The 14,541-nt window shown below is 39.5% G+C and carries 11 protein-coding genes; 8 read left to right on the top strand and 3 right to left on the bottom strand.

What is annotated here, in order from left to right; genetic code table 11:
• Positions 1–102 precede the first annotated feature (102 nt).
• From VH441_RS05840 to cydX, 6 genes are all read left to right on the top strand, one after another.
• Positions 103–1,047: an Hsp33 family molecular chaperone HslO gene (locus VH441_RS05840; RefSeq protein ID WP_434352722.1), complete on the top strand. Its 945-nt coding sequence runs from the start codon at positions 103–105 to the stop codon at positions 1,045–1,047.
• 215 nt (positions 1,048–1,262) lie between these two features.
• A complete protein-coding gene (locus tag VH441_RS05835) occupies positions 1,263–2,543 on the top strand; it encodes a lytic murein transglycosylase (protein ID WP_434352721.1) in 1,281 nt (426 codons plus the stop codon).
• 132 nt (positions 2,544–2,675) lie between these two features.
• A complete protein-coding gene (locus VH441_RS05830) occupies positions 2,676–3,425 on the top strand; it encodes a rhomboid family intramembrane serine protease (protein ID WP_434352720.1) in 750 nt (249 codons plus the stop codon).
• 411 nt (positions 3,426–3,836) lie between these two features.
• Positions 3,837–5,393, top strand: coding sequence for a cytochrome ubiquinol oxidase subunit I (locus tag VH441_RS05825; protein WP_434352719.1), 1,557 nt, complete (start codon positions 3,837–3,839; stop codon positions 5,391–5,393).
• A 23-nt stretch (positions 5,394–5,416) separates the two neighbouring features.
• Positions 5,417–6,553, top strand: a complete 1,137-nt coding sequence (gene cydB, locus VH441_RS05820) for a cytochrome d ubiquinol oxidase subunit II (protein ID WP_434354364.1) — start codon at positions 5,417–5,419, stop codon at positions 6,551–6,553.
• A 25-nt stretch (positions 6,554–6,578) separates the two neighbouring features.
• Positions 6,579–6,701, top strand: a complete 123-nt coding sequence (gene cydX, locus VH441_RS05815) for a cytochrome bd-I oxidase subunit CydX (protein ID WP_434352718.1) — start codon at positions 6,579–6,581, stop codon at positions 6,699–6,701.
• Between the two features lie 81 nt (positions 6,702–6,782).
• Here cydX and exaC read toward each other — a convergent pair whose 3' ends face one another.
• From exaC to cysM, 3 genes are all read right to left on the bottom strand, one after another.
• Positions 6,783–8,309 carry an acetaldehyde dehydrogenase ExaC gene (exaC, locus tag VH441_RS05810; protein ID WP_434352717.1) on the bottom strand — a complete coding sequence of 509 codons (1,527 nt, stop codon included), beginning with the start codon at positions 8,307–8,309 and terminating at the stop codon, positions 6,783–6,785.
• A 218-nt stretch (positions 8,310–8,527) separates the two neighbouring features.
• Complete coding sequence (locus VH441_RS05805; protein ID WP_434352716.1) at positions 8,528–9,292, bottom strand: 3'-5' exonuclease; 765 nt, start codon at positions 9,290–9,292, stop codon at positions 8,528–8,530.
• 21 nt (positions 9,293–9,313) lie between these two features.
• The gene (gene cysM, locus VH441_RS05800; RefSeq protein ID WP_434352715.1) at positions 9,314–10,261 is read right to left on the bottom strand and encodes a cysteine synthase CysM; all 948 of its coding nucleotides are present in this window, start codon (positions 10,259–10,261) and stop codon (positions 9,314–9,316) included.
• Positions 10,262–10,438: 177 nt separating this feature from the next.
• Between cysM and VH441_RS05795 the strand changes: the two genes are divergently transcribed.
• Both VH441_RS05795 and VH441_RS05790 read left to right on the top strand, forming a co-directional pair.
• Complete coding sequence (locus VH441_RS05795; protein WP_434352714.1) at positions 10,439–13,504, top strand: ATP-binding protein; 3,066 nt, start codon at positions 10,439–10,441, stop codon at positions 13,502–13,504.
• Positions 13,505–13,635: 131 nt separating this feature from the next.
• Entirely contained in the window at positions 13,636–14,439 is an 804-nt protein-coding gene (locus tag VH441_RS05790; RefSeq protein ID WP_434352713.1) for a crotonase/enoyl-CoA hydratase family protein, read from the top strand.
• Positions 14,440–14,541: the final 102 nt, after the last annotated feature.

The following is a 14,541-nucleotide window of genomic DNA, read 5'->3' as shown; positions in this document are numbered from 1 at the left end:
CCCCATTAAGCTAATAACAAAATATCCTTAATACTGAATAAATGATTAATCTTAAAGGTCACAACTTAACCATGAGTGACGAGTAAGATTTTAAGAGCAAATATGACAAACCAAATGACAAACCAAGTGATTAGCCAAACTGATTTACGCCAACGCTTTTATTTTGATAATTCGCCTGTGCGTGGAGATGCGGTTCATCTAACTCGCAGCTTTGCCCATGTTATTGCACAAAAAGACTATCCAGAAGCCATTAAACAACTGTTGGGAGAGATGCTGACAGCAGCCAGCCTGTTAATTGGCACGTTAAAAATTAATGGACGCTTATCTGTTCAGCTTCAGTCATCAGATGAATCGAGTTTATTAAATTGGGCCATGGCAGAATGCGACCATAACGGGCAGGTAAGAGGCTTGGCAAAATGGAAACAAGAAACGGATGAACAACAAGCTGCTTGGCAACAGAAAAAGACAGCCAATGAGGCATTTGCAGAGCTGGGTGATGTAGGCAAAGGCGTTTTGTTTATTAATATCCAGCCAGAAAAAGGAGAGGCCTACCAAGGTATTGTTGAGCGAGGGTATGATAATCTTGCTGATTGTTTGGCACATTATCAATTACAGTCTGCACAAATACCCACGTTAATTAGCCTTGCTTGTAATGGTTTGCAGGCAGGTGGGTTGCTGGTACAGTTATTGCCATTAAGCGAAGAAGAAAAACTCTTGGCAGAACATGGTGATGCCGATGAAGACTTATGGTCACGCCTATCGGCTTTAACCAGCACCATTAAAGCTGATGAATTAACTCAATTAGACCCAAATGAGGTGTTGTATCGCCTTTATAATGAAGAAAAGGTCGTCACACCAGAAGCAACCCAGCTTAGTTTTGGTTGTACCTGCTCAAAAGAAAAAAGTGCCTCTGCAATTAGGCAACTTGGTAAAGAACAAGCCTTAGCGGTTGCCGAAGAACATGGCGGAAAAATTGAAATGGACTGTGGGTTTTGTGGCGCATTGTATCCATTTGATGAATCTGATATCGCAGCGCTTTTTGCTTAAACTTAGCTTTGCTTAAAAGCCTTAGCTAATTATTTAAAAACTCTTTTTTAACTTAACTGTAGAAAAGGGTTTTTTTATGGCAGTAACTTAACGCTACAGATTGTTACTATCTTCTTTGGCGATTGCATCGACTTTAACTTTGATTGTTGGTAAAGTGTGACAGTAATTATTTTTTAAATGCGAATATTTTAGCAATGGATATTAAGGGACAAAAAGTGAAGACTAAAACAACAAATATAACAAAAATTTTAGCAACGTCAGTTGTTGCGGTGTTGCTAGCATCTTGTGCTGGCGGTAACTATGTAACAGAAAACCAACCAACGGTTTATAAACCCACGGCACCCAAACCGCCTGTGCAGCAGCCAAGTAATCCAGCAATAACAGGTGATACAAATAGTTTTTATGGTTGGAAACAAAATTTTAGCATGCGTGCCATTGCAGAAGGTTATGACATAAATGATGTTAACCGTTTGATGAGCATGGCATCGCTGAATCAAAAAATTATTTCTAATGATCGTAGTCAGTCTGAATTTGCCAAAATGCCTTGGGAATATGTAGATTCGGCGGCATCATCTAGCCGTGTGAGTATGGGCAAGTCTAAATTTGCAAATAACCGTGCAGTATTTAATAGTATCGAATCTAATTATGGTGTTGATGCAGAGATTGTGACGGCCATTTGGGGTATGGAGTCTTCTTATGGTGGTTATACTGGCTCATCAAATTTGGCAAGCTCTTTAGCAACACTGGCGTACGAGGGGCGTCGTCGTGATTTTGCAGAAGCGCAATTAAAAGCCTTGCTAGTTTTGCTTAAACGGGGTGATGTGTCTTGGTATCAAATGGATGGCTCATGGGCAGGTGGTATGGGGCATACCCAGTTTATCCCTGCCACTTGGTTAAAACAAGGCGTTGATGGCAACCTTGATGGGCAAAAAAATCCTTGGAATAGTACCGATGCGTTAAATTCAACTGCAAATTATCTTAAAAACTCTGGTTGGGTACAAGGTTTATCACCTTATTATGAGGTCACGTTACCAAGTGGGTTTGATTACCGTCAGATGGGCAATAAAAAAACGTATGATCAGTGGCAAGCCCAAGGCGTACAGATGTTGGGTGGTTATATACCAAAAGGGTCGTTACTTGAGCTGTGGCTACCAGCAGGCAAAAATGGACCTGCTTTATTAACCAGTAACAACTTTGATGTTATTAAGGTTTATAACAATTCATCAAGTTATGCTTTGGGTGTGAGCACACTTGCAAAAAAAATTGCAGGAGAACGCACCATACAAAAAGCTTGGCCTCGCTATGAAAAACCCTTAACAACGGCACAGGTTAAAAACTTACAAATTAACTTAACCGACAAAGGATATGACACCAAAGGTGCTGATGGCATCATTGGTACAAACACTCGTAAAGCATTTGCACGCTGGCAAGCAGACAATGGACAAACGCCAGATGGTTTTATTACTCAAACCAGTGCCAATCGGTTGGCTTGGTAATACCAGTAAGCCAATTTTAATGTTATAAAGTAAACACCTTGTTTTTAAACAAAAAGCATAGCTTAAAAGCTATGCTTTTTTATTGTATGATGGACCTATTTAAAACAAAATTTTAACCGTAAAGTAAAACATATGAATGTTCAAAAACTATTTAAAACAGCACCTATGACAACCCTGTTACTTGGTATTTTTGTGGGGCTATTTGCCTATCAGGTCTTGTTTGCAGGGGTAGACGCTAATACCCCAGCAAGAGAAGACTTGCTGAATTGGGGGGCGAACTATTTTTCTAAAAGTATGGTTACAGAACCTTGGCGGCTGATAACCAGTGGTTTTTTGCACATAGGCTTAATGCATTTATTGTTTAATTGCTATGCCATGTATTATTTTGGGCAAGTGGCAGAGCCAATGCTGGGTTCGGTTAAATTTTTGTTGCTATTTTTGCTGTCAGTGCTGGGTGGCAATATGCTAAACAGCTATGTGACATTTAATTATATTATCCATAACAACCTCCCTATTACCTATACCTCACTTTCGGCTGGGGCATCAGGTGGCATTATGGGCATTGGTATGGGGCTATTAATTTTTGCTTTGTTTAAGGTTTATGCTGGTGGGCACAGGTTAAATTTTAAAGGGCTTTTGCTTGTAATGGGTATTAATTTAATGTATGGATTTATTGTACCAGGCATTGATAATGCAGGTCATATTGGTGGTGCTATGGTTGGTGGTGTGCTTGCATTTGTTTTTACTTTAGTTTGGCAATGGCAATCAAAAATGTTACGCAATTGTTTCTATTTTATTATATTTTTTTGCATAATGATTGGGTTTTACTTGCTCTGGAAAAGCCTTAACTGGCAAGTTTTAGAAATGATAAGCAGCGCTTGATTTACTTGAAATCTGACTAAAACACTTGGAATTAAAGGCATGCAAAGGATGAACTGGTCAGTATAAATTTCCATAAGAAATCTAAGGTTTTTTTGTAACTAGGCTATACTTTTATAAAAAATATTTGTTACAATGAAATAACAATATGTAGCCATCTATTATTTTTTTTTAGGTTTTACTCAAAATAGATGTAAGGTGATACGCTTATGAATAGTAAAGTTTTATCCTTACTTAGCCAATTCTTAATAATACATAATGCCAAACAATTATGTGTTGCCAAACAAGCTGCATGTTTATTTGATACAGAGGTATTTACCAGAGCAGGAGCTCAAAGCGGTAAGTGACTCTGTATTTTTTTATGAATTAAAGGTTTCTCTAGGGTAATTTCTTAGGACTCATTGGAGGTTTAGTATGATTACTGAACAACTGGTAGACCTCTCCCGCTTACAATTTGCGGTTACGGCACTCTACCACTTCTTGTTTGTTCCCCTAACATTAGGTATGGTTTGGTTACTTGTCATCATGGAAGCAGTTTATGTGATGACTGGTAAGCAAATTTGGAAAGATATGACGCGTTACTGGGGCAAGTTATTTGGTATTAACTTTGCACTGGGTGTAACGACTGGTATTACAATGGAATTCCAGTTTGGTACTAACTGGGCATATTATTCTCATTATGTTGGTGATATTTTTGGTGCACCACTTGCTATTGAAGGCTTGATGGCATTTTGGCTGGAATCAACGTTTGTTGGTTTGTTCTTCTTTGGGTGGGACAGAATGACCCGTGGTCAGCACTTATTTGCGACTGTCATGATGGCATTAGGTACTAACCTTTCAGCCCTTTGGATTTTAGTTGCAAACGGTTGGATGCAAGCACCTGTTGGTGCCGAGTTTAGCTACGAAACCATGCGTATGGAAATGACAAACTTTGCTACCGTCTTCTTTAATGAAGTAGCTCAAGCTAAGTTCGTACATACTTTATCAGCTGGTTACACTTGTGCTTCAGTATTTGTACTTGCAATTTCTGCTATGTACTTATTACGTAACAAAGAGGTTGCCTTCTTTAAACGTAGCTTCCAAGTAGCGGCAGCTTTTGGTTTTGCAGCAATTTTTAGTGTAATTTTGCTGGGTGATGAATCTGGTTATTCTACAGGTGAGGCGCAACATACTAAGCTGGCAACTATGGAAGCGATGTGGCATACAGAACCCGCACCGGCATCATTTAACCTAGTTGCAGGTGTTAATGATAAAGAAGAGAAAAATGATTGGGCTGTAGAAATTCCTTATGTGATGGGTATTATTGGTACGCGCTCTTTAGACAAAGAAATCATAGGTATCCATGATATTAAAGAGCGTAACCGTGAGCGTATTATTAAAGGTCAAAAAGCGGTAGTTTTATTAGACCAATTACGCGAAGACCCACAAAATGAAGCCCTAAAAGCTGAGTTTGAACCATTAAAAGATAATCTTGGTTTTGGTTTACTTTTAAAACCTTATTCTGAAGATGTATCAAAAGCTACCCCAGAGATGATTGAAATGGCAGTTGACGACAGTGTTCCTCAAGTTGCGCCTATGTTTTGGTCGTTCCGTATTATGGTTGCTGCTGGTGTGCTTATGCTTCTATTATTTGTGGCGAGTTTATGGGCAAGTATTAGAGGTAACTTTGAGAATAAACGTTGGTTACTACGCTTTGCTGTATTAATGCTTCCAGTACCTTGGATTGCTATTGAGATGGGTTGGTTTGTAGCCGAATATGGTCGTCAACCTTGGACAGTATATGGTGTGTTACCAACCTATGTTTCCGTTTCAAACTTAAGTGTTGCAAGCGTCATTGGTTCTATGGCTGGGTTTGTTGGCTTCTATACTATTCTACTGATTATTGAGATGTACTTGATGATTAAATATGTGAAGTTAGGTCCTGCCAGTCTTGGCACAGGTCGCTACACTCAAAGTCTAAATGACAAATAGGAGGAATAGCCATGAGTTTAATGATATTAGATTATGCAACCTTAAAGGTTATCTGGTGGCTATTGGTCGGTGCCTTGTTAATCGGTTTCGCCATCATGGATGGTCACGACATGGGTGTTATGACGCTATTACCATTTGTTGGTAAAGATGATGAAGAGCGTCGAGTTGTGATTAATACCGTCGGTCCTCACTGGGAAGGTAACCAAGTTTGGTTTATTACAGGTGGTGGTGCAATTTTTGCTGCATGGCCACTGGTTTATGCAACGGCATTTAGTGGCTTTTATTGGGCGTTAATTGCGGTGCTATGGGCATTGTTCTTCCGTCCTGTTGGTTTTAAATACCGCAGTATGGTGCATAACCCAACTTGGCGTGGTGCATGGGACTGGGCATTGTTTGCAGGCTCATTTGTACCTGCGGTGGTGTTTGGTGTGGCTTTTGGTAATCTATTTTTAGGTGTGCCGTTTAGCTTTGATAACAACATGGTATCTACTTACACTGGTTCATTTTGGGCATTGTTAAATCCATTTGCATTGGTATGTGGTTTGGTCAGTGCTACGATGCTGATTATGCAGGGTGGTGCTTATCTTGCCCATCGTACGGTTGAATCAGTACAAGATCGTACAATTAAGTTTGCATCAATTGCGGCAGTTTTAATGGTCGTACTATTTATTGCCGCTGGTGTTTGGTTACAATCTATCCCTGGTTATGTCATCACCTCTACTATTGATCCACAAGGTGTTGCAAATCCAAATGTTAAAGAGGTAACACGTGAGGCAGGTGCTTGGATGGCAAATTACAACAAAATGCCAGCTTTATGGGTGTTCCCTGCGCTTGGTGTGGTGATGCCATTACTAACCGTATTGCTAATGAAAGCTCGTTGGACGCTAACGGCATTTGTAACGTCTAGCCTTGCAGTCGTTGGTGTGATTATGACAGCGGGCGTATCTTTATTCCCATTTGTGATGCCATCATCTACTTTCGCAAATTCAAGCTTAACAGTTTGGGATAGCGTATCTAGCCATTTAACGCTGATGATTATGCTATACGTTGTGGTTATTTTCTTACCAATCGTACTAACTTATACCAGTTATGCATATGCAATTATGCGTGGTAAAGTTACTAAGGCTTATATCCGTGAAAATGATCACACGGTTTACTAACTGTTAATAATTTAGGAGATTAACTATGTGGTATTTTGCTTGGATATTAGGGTTAGGCTTTGCTATTTTGCTTGCAGTAATGAATGCAATGTGGTTAGAAAGCGAAGAAAGCCGTAACGAATCTTACAACAGAAAAGATAAACACTAAGTTTATTAGGTTGAAAACAATACAAAAAAGACGCTTAAATTTAAGCGTCTTTTTTTATGTAAAATAGGACTTGAATTAAGTTTAAAAGAATCCCATAGCTTTAGGGCTGTAGGATACCAACATGTTTTTAGTTTGTTGATAATGTTCTAGCATCATTATGTGGTTTTCACGTCCAATACCTGATTGCTTGTATCCACCAAACGCGGCATGAGCAGGGTATAAGTGGTAGCAGTTTGTCCATACTCGACCTGCCTGAATACCACGCCCAAACCGGTAGGCTTTGTTGATATTGCGTGTCCAAATGCCTGCTCCTAAACCATAGCTAGTGTCATTTGCTATATGCATGGCTTCTTCATCACTACTAAACTTGGCAACCGATAGTACAGGTCCAAAAATCTCTTCTTGGAATACTCGCATATCATTTGAGCCTTCAAAAATTGTTGGTTGAATATAGCAGCCGTTTTCAAACTCACCTTCTCTTTTATCTACATCGCCACCAATTAGCACTTTACCACCTTCTTGTTTGCCAATTTCTAGGTAAGATTTTATTTTTTCCATTTGTTCTTGGCTGGCTTGAGCACCTACCATAGTCTCTAGGTCTAATGGATTGCCAAGTTTAATGGCTTTTACGCGCTCGACACATCTTTCTATAAATTTATCATAAATACTTTCATGAACTAGTGCGCGTGATGGGCAGGTACAAACTTCGCCTTGGTTTAACGCAAACATCACTAAACCTTCAACCGCTTTATCTAAAAAGTCATCATCTTTGTCCATAATGTCTTCAAAAAAGATGTTAGGACTCTTACCGCCAAGTTCTAATGTAACTGGGATAATATTTTTGCTTGCGTAGTTCATGATTAGGCTGCCTGTGCCCGTTTCACCTGTAAAGGCAACTTTTGCGATACGAGGGTTAGAAGCCAAAGGTTTACCAGCTTCAATACCAAAACCGTTAACAACATTTAACACGCCTTTTGGCAAAATATCTTGTATGCCAATTTTATCGAGTAGATACAAAAAAGAGGCGGGGGTTTGTTCAGCAAGTTTCATAACCACACAGTTGCCTGTGGCAAGTGCAGGTGCAATTTTCCAGGCAGCCATTAAAATAGGGAAGTTCCACGGTATAATTTGCCCAACGACGCCCAATGGCTCATGGAAATGATAAGCAACGGTGTCATGATCAATTTCGCTAATCCCACCCTCTTGAGTGCGGATGGCGGCGGCAAAATATCTAAAATGGTCGACGGCTAGCGGTATATCTGCGGCTAAGGTTTCTCTTACGGGTTTGCCGTTTTCATAAGTTTCGGCAATGGCAATATCTTGTAAGTTTTCTTCAATTTTATCTGCTATCTTAAGCAAAATAGCCGCACGTTCCGCCGGGCTGGTTTTTCCCCATGCGTCTTTAGCGGCATGAGCAGCATCGAGTGCCACTTCTATATCAGCAGCTTGAGAGCGAGCGACTCGACATATTTTTTGCCCGTTGATTGGGCTGGTATCGTCAAAATAGTCGCCACCAACTGGGGCAATCCACTCGCCATTAATGAAATTATCGTAAGTGTCTCTAAATTGGACTGAGCTTTTGGGGGTATTGGGGTTTGCAAATAACATAATTAACATCCTTGTATTTTTAAATAATTGTATAAAAAATAGAAACAAGCAACTATTCAGGTCAAACTGAATATAGGAATAGTCCTTATTCCTGTTGGTTAATATATCAATAATTTTTTTTAATGGAAAGCAGTTTTATGGTTATTGAGCTAAGAAAAAGAAGACGCTTATGTTTAAGCGTCTTCTTTTATTAAACGAGTGTTGATTAAACTGGCAGTTTAAGCCCACGCATCTAAAAACTTTTGGTGTGTTATATTGCCGGCTTCGTTGGTATGAGCACAAAGGTACTCTTTGGTGCTTTGCTCTAAATAAGTCGCTTGCTCGTTATCTATGTTGCCAACCAATAGTTGCCAACGCAGGTATATTAACCATGTGTTTAAAACGTCACTTTCACAGTATGTGTGCAGGTTATCCCATTCATCAGCTTTAACCAAATCAACCACCATACTGCCGTTTACATCTTGTTTGCCAGCAAAACCGCAAAGGCTTGCAACTACATCCAAGGTTTGGCGGTTATAACCGTTAAACATAGACAATTTATCCATTAAATCAATGTGCATATCGCCATAGCGGTAAAGGTAGTCGGGGCGTTGTTTTGGGTTAAATAAAGCAGGAGCAGAAAGCTTGTGTAACATGGCTCGATAGAGTAAAACAGGCACATCAAAGCCGGTACCATTCCATGAAACTAAGGTGGGTTGTTTATTAAACGCCCTAAAAAAGGTGGTTAAAATTTGTTCTTCACTCATATCATTGAGTGATAAGGTTTTTAGCGTCAATTGATTGTCTTCTACCCACAAAAAAGAGATACAAGCAATTTTGTGTAGTGGCAAACGCATAAAATCGCTGCCAGCTTCTTCTTGTCTGATAGCGACTAAAGCTTGCTGTGCATCGTCGTTGCTTAGCTTTGCAAGTTCTGGGTTTAGGCGTTTGCCTGTTTCTACATCTGGGATGGTTTCTATATCAAATATTAACGTTGCGCTCATACCGTTCTCTTTTAGTTTTGTTTAGTCTTCAATACCATACAACCCTGTTGATAAGTATCTATCGCCACGGTCGCAAACAATAAATACAATCACGGCATCTGGATCATCTGATTGGATGTTTTTTGCGATTTCTTCTGCAACTTTTAATGCACCCCAGGCTGCACCGCCAGAAGAAACTCCAGCAAAAACACCTTCTTGTTTAGCCAGTTTTCTCATGGTGATTTCTGCTTCAAGCTGAGGCACATCAATGACCCTATCGACCACACTTTTATCAAAAATTTCTGGTATATAATCGGCGCCCCATTTACGGATGCCGGCAATTTGGGCATCATCGGCAGGTTGTAAACCAATAATCTGTATGTCTGGGTTTTGCTCTTTTAAGTATTTACCTGTACCAGAAATTGTGCCTGTGGTACCCATAGAGCTAATAAAGTGAGTGACCTTACCATTTGTTTGTTGCCAGATTTCTGGTCCTGTGGTTAGGTAATGCGCTTCTTTATTATCTGGGTTAGCAAACTGGTTTAATACAATGCCTTTACCTTCTGCTTGCATTTGTAGAGCTAAATCACGCGACTCTTCAATACTGCCATCAAAATCAATTAACGTAGCACCATAGGCACGCATGGCATCTTTACGTTCTTGAGTAGAGTTAGCCGGCATAATGAGTATCATGTTATAACCACGCATGGCGGCAACCATGGCTAAAGCAATACCTGTATTACCACTGGTGGCTTCAATTAAGGTATCACCAGGTTTAATGTCACCACGTTGTTCTGCTTGCAAAATCATATTAAATGCTGGACGATCTTTTACTGAGCCAGCAGGATTATTGCCTTCTAATTTAGCAAGTAAGGTGATGTTTTTATCTTTGATGATATTTTCTCCCAAACGTTGTAGCTCAACTAATGGCGTATTGCCTAGGCAGTCTGCTAGGCGTGTTGTTTGAGTTATAAAATTTTTTGTTGGCATAATGGTCTCTATAATAAAGTGGTATCTTGATATATCAATATTAATGTACGAATAAAAAACATTGTAGCAGTTTTATTTAATGAGGTCAGTTATCCTATATTTTATCTTGGGTTAACCTGTTACAATAATTTTATACATTTTGGTTTATTTTGATAATAAATTTTTACGGTAAGATAAATGGCAATAATTAGCAAACGACATTTGAATTTACGCAGTGCTTATGGACAGCTGATTGTGTTGGTGTTTTTTCCAATTTGTTTGTTGGCAATTGTTGGTGCGGTGCTGGTTTATAAAGAAACCCAACGAGCGACGCTACATGAACAACAAGCGATAGCTAAATCGGTATTGATTCGTTATCAACCCATCATTTCTCAAAACCTACCATACCTACTTGGGTCAACTAATGATGAAATGCTACAACAAGTTTTATTGTCTGTACAGTCAGATACTAAGCTAAACCGAGTGGCTATTGTAAATAGCCATGGTGAGGTGATTAAATCAACAGGTTTTGAAACCCAAAAGTCTTGGGGTAATTTGGCAAAAAAATTATCTAATCAAGCAGAAAACCAAAAAAATAACGACCAACAAAATGCTACTGATGCAGATAAAACATCAACCTTTATCACAAAGGTAAAAACAGAGGTAGGTACGGCATATGGCTTGCCGGTTAGGCAAACAAGTACCGAGCAATATTGGCTAATTGTTGATATGGATAATCAACCGATAAAGTTAGCAAGATACCGCATTTTATTAACATTAACAGTGACGTGTTTATTAACGTTATTACTTTTACTATTTAGCTTACAAAGCTATGCCTCACGTTGGCTTGCACCTATATATGAAATGCGCCTGCATTTACAAAAAATGCGTGCCGACACCTTAGACGAGCCCGTTAAAATTAAATCAAAAGGCGAGGTACTGTTATTATCAAGAGACTTGCAAGAGACATGTATCCGCTTAAATAAAAGTTTTAATGAATTAAGAGAACATGCCGAACAAACCGAAGATGACTTACGTCAGGCATTTGATGAAATGGAAATGCAAAATATCTCTATCCGTAATGCAAGAGATATGGCAATTTCTACCAGCCAAGCCAAATCAGCATTTTTGGCAAACATTAGCCATGAACTGCGCACACCACTCAACAGTATTGATGGGTTTGTTAATTTGTTGGCACGGCATGATGGGCTGAATGCTGAACAAAACCTGTATGTGCAAACCATCCGTAAATCATCTGCTCATTTATTGGCATTAGTCAATGATGTCCTTGATTTTTCTAAAATTGAGGCAGGCAAGTTGGTTTTAGATAACCATGAGTACAATTTTTTTGAAACCATTTATGAAGTGGCAGACATGTTATCGCCTTTAGCCAGTGAAAAAGGGCTACGCATGGCGGTTGTGTTTTATAACGATGTACCTATGCGTGTTATTGGTGATGCGTTGCGGATGAAACAAGTGATGACCAATCTTGTTGGCAATGCCATTAAATTTACCGATGATGGCGAAATTGTGGTGACCGTTAAGCTAGATGATAACAAAGAAAACTACTTAAACATTAGTGTGCAAGACTCTGGTCGAGGCGTAAGCGAGCAAGACAGAGCGCAGCTATTTAAAAGCTTTACGCAAGGTGACCCAAGCATTACCCGCCAATACGGTGGTACTGGGTTAGGGCTGGTTATTTCTCAGCAGTTGACCCGCTTAATGGGCGGACGCATTGGTTATTTAGACAATAAAGTAGAAAACATTGCCACCCATGGTTCTACCTTTTGGTTTAGTTTGCCTGCACAAGTAGATGTGTTGGATGTAGAAAATGCTGGCGATGTTGTTTTACCAGAAATAGAGATGCCACCGTCACTATTAGCAAGCGATGATACGCAACTGCGGGTATTAGCATGGATTAATCACCCTGCCAGTATCCAAGTATTACAGGCAAGCTTACAGCCACTACCAATTAAAATAACGATTACCAACAGTTTAGCCAGCACGCTGGATAAATTAGAAGAACAAGCGAATCAGTTTGATTGGGTAATTGTAGATAGCGATACCAATGAAACCCAAGATAATATGACGGCATTGCTAAAACAAATTAGGTTACATTATCAAGGACGTTTAGGCGTTTATGGCTATCAAGTGGCATTGGATATGCAACTGCTCAATAAATATCAAGCTTATCCATTGTATGAGCCGCTTAATAAAAATCAGTTGTATGCCATGTTTGACTCTAAAGATAATGAGGTGGCAAAACCCGTTCAGGAGGCACCACGTTGGCAGGGCTATCGAGTATTGGCAGTAGATGACCATCCGCCTAACTTGCTGGTTTTAGAAGCCTTGCTTGATGAATTTGGTATTGAGGTGGTGACAGCCAATAGTGGTTTTGATGCCATAGAAATTGTGAGCATGCAAAATAATGCGAGTGAAAGTGGCGTAGATAAAAAACCAATTGATTTGATTTTTATGGATATCCAAATGCCACGGATGTCAGGGCATCAAGCAGCGGCACAAATCCGTAGAATTGATAGCAATGAGCCACAAATACCTATTGTTGCACTAACGGCACATGGCATGTCAGATGAGCGAGATAAGCTAATGCGCTCAGGGATTGATGATTATGTTGGTAAGCCAATTAATCAGCAGCAATTGGTACAAATTTTGCAAAAATGGCTGGGTAATAAAACAGGGCAAACTCCAAAAACAAGCAAGCTTAATCCTGGCTTAACGGGAAATCATACAAGCCCAACCTTTGTAGATAACCAACAAAACGGGCATGTTAACAGCCAAATAAATATGCAAACAGAGTTGGCTGTGATTGATTGGGAAGACGCACTCACACGCTCTGTCAATAAGCCAGACTTAGCCTCGCAATTAATCATTATGATGATTGATTCGGTTAGTGGTGAAAAACAAGCACTGCAGCAAGCTTGGCAAGCAAATGATATTGAACAATTATCGCAAATTAGTCATCGTATTTTGGGCGCAAGCCGATATGCTGGTGTGCCACAAATCCGCCATGCTAGCCAAAATTTAGAGGATGTGTGCCAACAACATATTGAGCGAACGGCAATGCAACCAAACACAGATGAGGCGAAAACAAATATCAATTTGCAAGATATTGAGGTGTTGCAAACCAATTATGATGAGCTGCTTATAGCATTAGATAACCTTGCTAAACAAGATTTATCACCATGGGCAGAGCTTAAATATCATCGATTTAAAGAAGATGACATGACGTGGAAAATGATTTAAATATCGTAAATGACTGGCGTGTTCTTATTTTTTTAACTTATTAGCATAGTCTGTGGTTAGAATAGAAAACCAATAGCAGCTTTTTTTCACTATTACTTAGCTAGGTATTAATTAGATATTAAGGATGATATATGAGCACCCGTCCCTACAAGTATGTTACGGTAGAAACGACTAACCAAATTACGACAGTCACATTAAATAGACCCGACAAAAAAAATGCAATGAGCTTTGAGTTAATACGAGAACTCATCAAGGTTTCTAAAAAAATTAAAGCAGACAAAAGTGTGCGAGCAGTGATTTTAACAGGCTCGGGTGATGACTTTTGTGCCGGTATTGATTTAGGTTCATTAAATGACCCTAAAAATAGAACTTTTGCAATGTGGGAGCTAATCAAACCTTACCAAAACATGTTTCAAAAAGTTAACTTATGCTGGCGTGAGTTGCCAGTACCAGTAATAGCCAGTATCCATGGGCATTGTATTGGTGCAGGGTTGCAATTAGTGATGGGTTGTGATGTAAGGATTAGCTCGTCTAATGGTAAGTTTTCTATCATGGAAGCAAAGTGGGGGCTTGTGCCAGATATGGGGCTAACGCAATCGGCATTTGGCTCTGTTAATATTGATGTGTTAAAAGAGCTGGCGATGACAGCCCGTGTTATAGAAGCGCAAGAGGCTAAAGAGGTTGGGTTAATCACCCATGTGGATGATGCCCCGTTAGAAAAAGCGATGTTATTGGCAGAAGAGTTAAAAACCCGATCGCCTGATGCCGTTTTGGCAAGCAAACGGGTGGTTAATCGTATGTTTAAGCAGCCTGCAACGACACTGTATCAAGAAAAAGTATGGCAAATGAAGTTAATGCTAGGCAAGAATCAGAAGTTGGCTGTTAAAAAAGCCAAAGACAGCTCGATTGAGTTTTTAAAACGACAGTTTAAGTAGTCTTTTAGTCCGCTTAACATAATATATGATTTAAAAGTAAAATGCTGCCAAACTTTAAAAGGGTTTGGCAGTTTTTTATGTTTATGGAAAGCGGTTTAAACA

The sequence above is a fragment of the Psychrobacter sp. HD31 genome, from assembly GCF_051097895.1.
GTDB lineage: Bacteria > Pseudomonadota > Gammaproteobacteria > Pseudomonadales > Moraxellaceae > Psychrobacter.
This window is presented reverse-complemented; position numbering and strand designations above follow the sequence as displayed.

Excerpts from the sequence above, each read along its gene's own strand:
- VH441_RS05840 (WP_434352722.1), top strand. The coding sequence starts at position 103 with ATGACAAACCAAATGACAAACCAAGTGATTAGCCAAACTGATTTACGC.
- VH441_RS05830 (WP_434352720.1), top strand. The coding sequence starts at position 2,676 with ATGAATGTTCAAAAACTATTTAAAACAGCACCTATGACAACCCTGTTA.
- VH441_RS05825 (WP_434352719.1), top strand. The coding sequence starts at position 3,837 with ATGATTACTGAACAACTGGTAGACCTCTCCCGCTTACAATTTGCGGTT.
- cydX (WP_434352718.1), top strand. The coding sequence starts at position 6,579 with ATGTGGTATTTTGCTTGGATATTAGGGTTAGGCTTTGCTATTTTGCTT.
- exaC (WP_434352717.1), bottom strand. The coding sequence starts at position 8,309 with ATGTTATTTGCAAACCCCAATACCCCCAAAAGCTCAGTCCAATTTAGA.
- VH441_RS05805 (WP_434352716.1), bottom strand. The coding sequence starts at position 9,292 with ATGAGCGCAACGTTAATATTTGATATAGAAACCATCCCAGATGTAGAA.
- cysM (WP_434352715.1), bottom strand. The coding sequence starts at position 10,261 with ATGCCAACAAAAAATTTTATAACTCAAACAACACGCCTAGCAGACTGC.
- VH441_RS05795 (WP_434352714.1), top strand. The coding sequence starts at position 10,439 with ATGGCAATAATTAGCAAACGACATTTGAATTTACGCAGTGCTTATGGA.
- VH441_RS05790 (WP_434352713.1), top strand. The coding sequence starts at position 13,636 with ATGAGCACCCGTCCCTACAAGTATGTTACGGTAGAAACGACTAACCAA.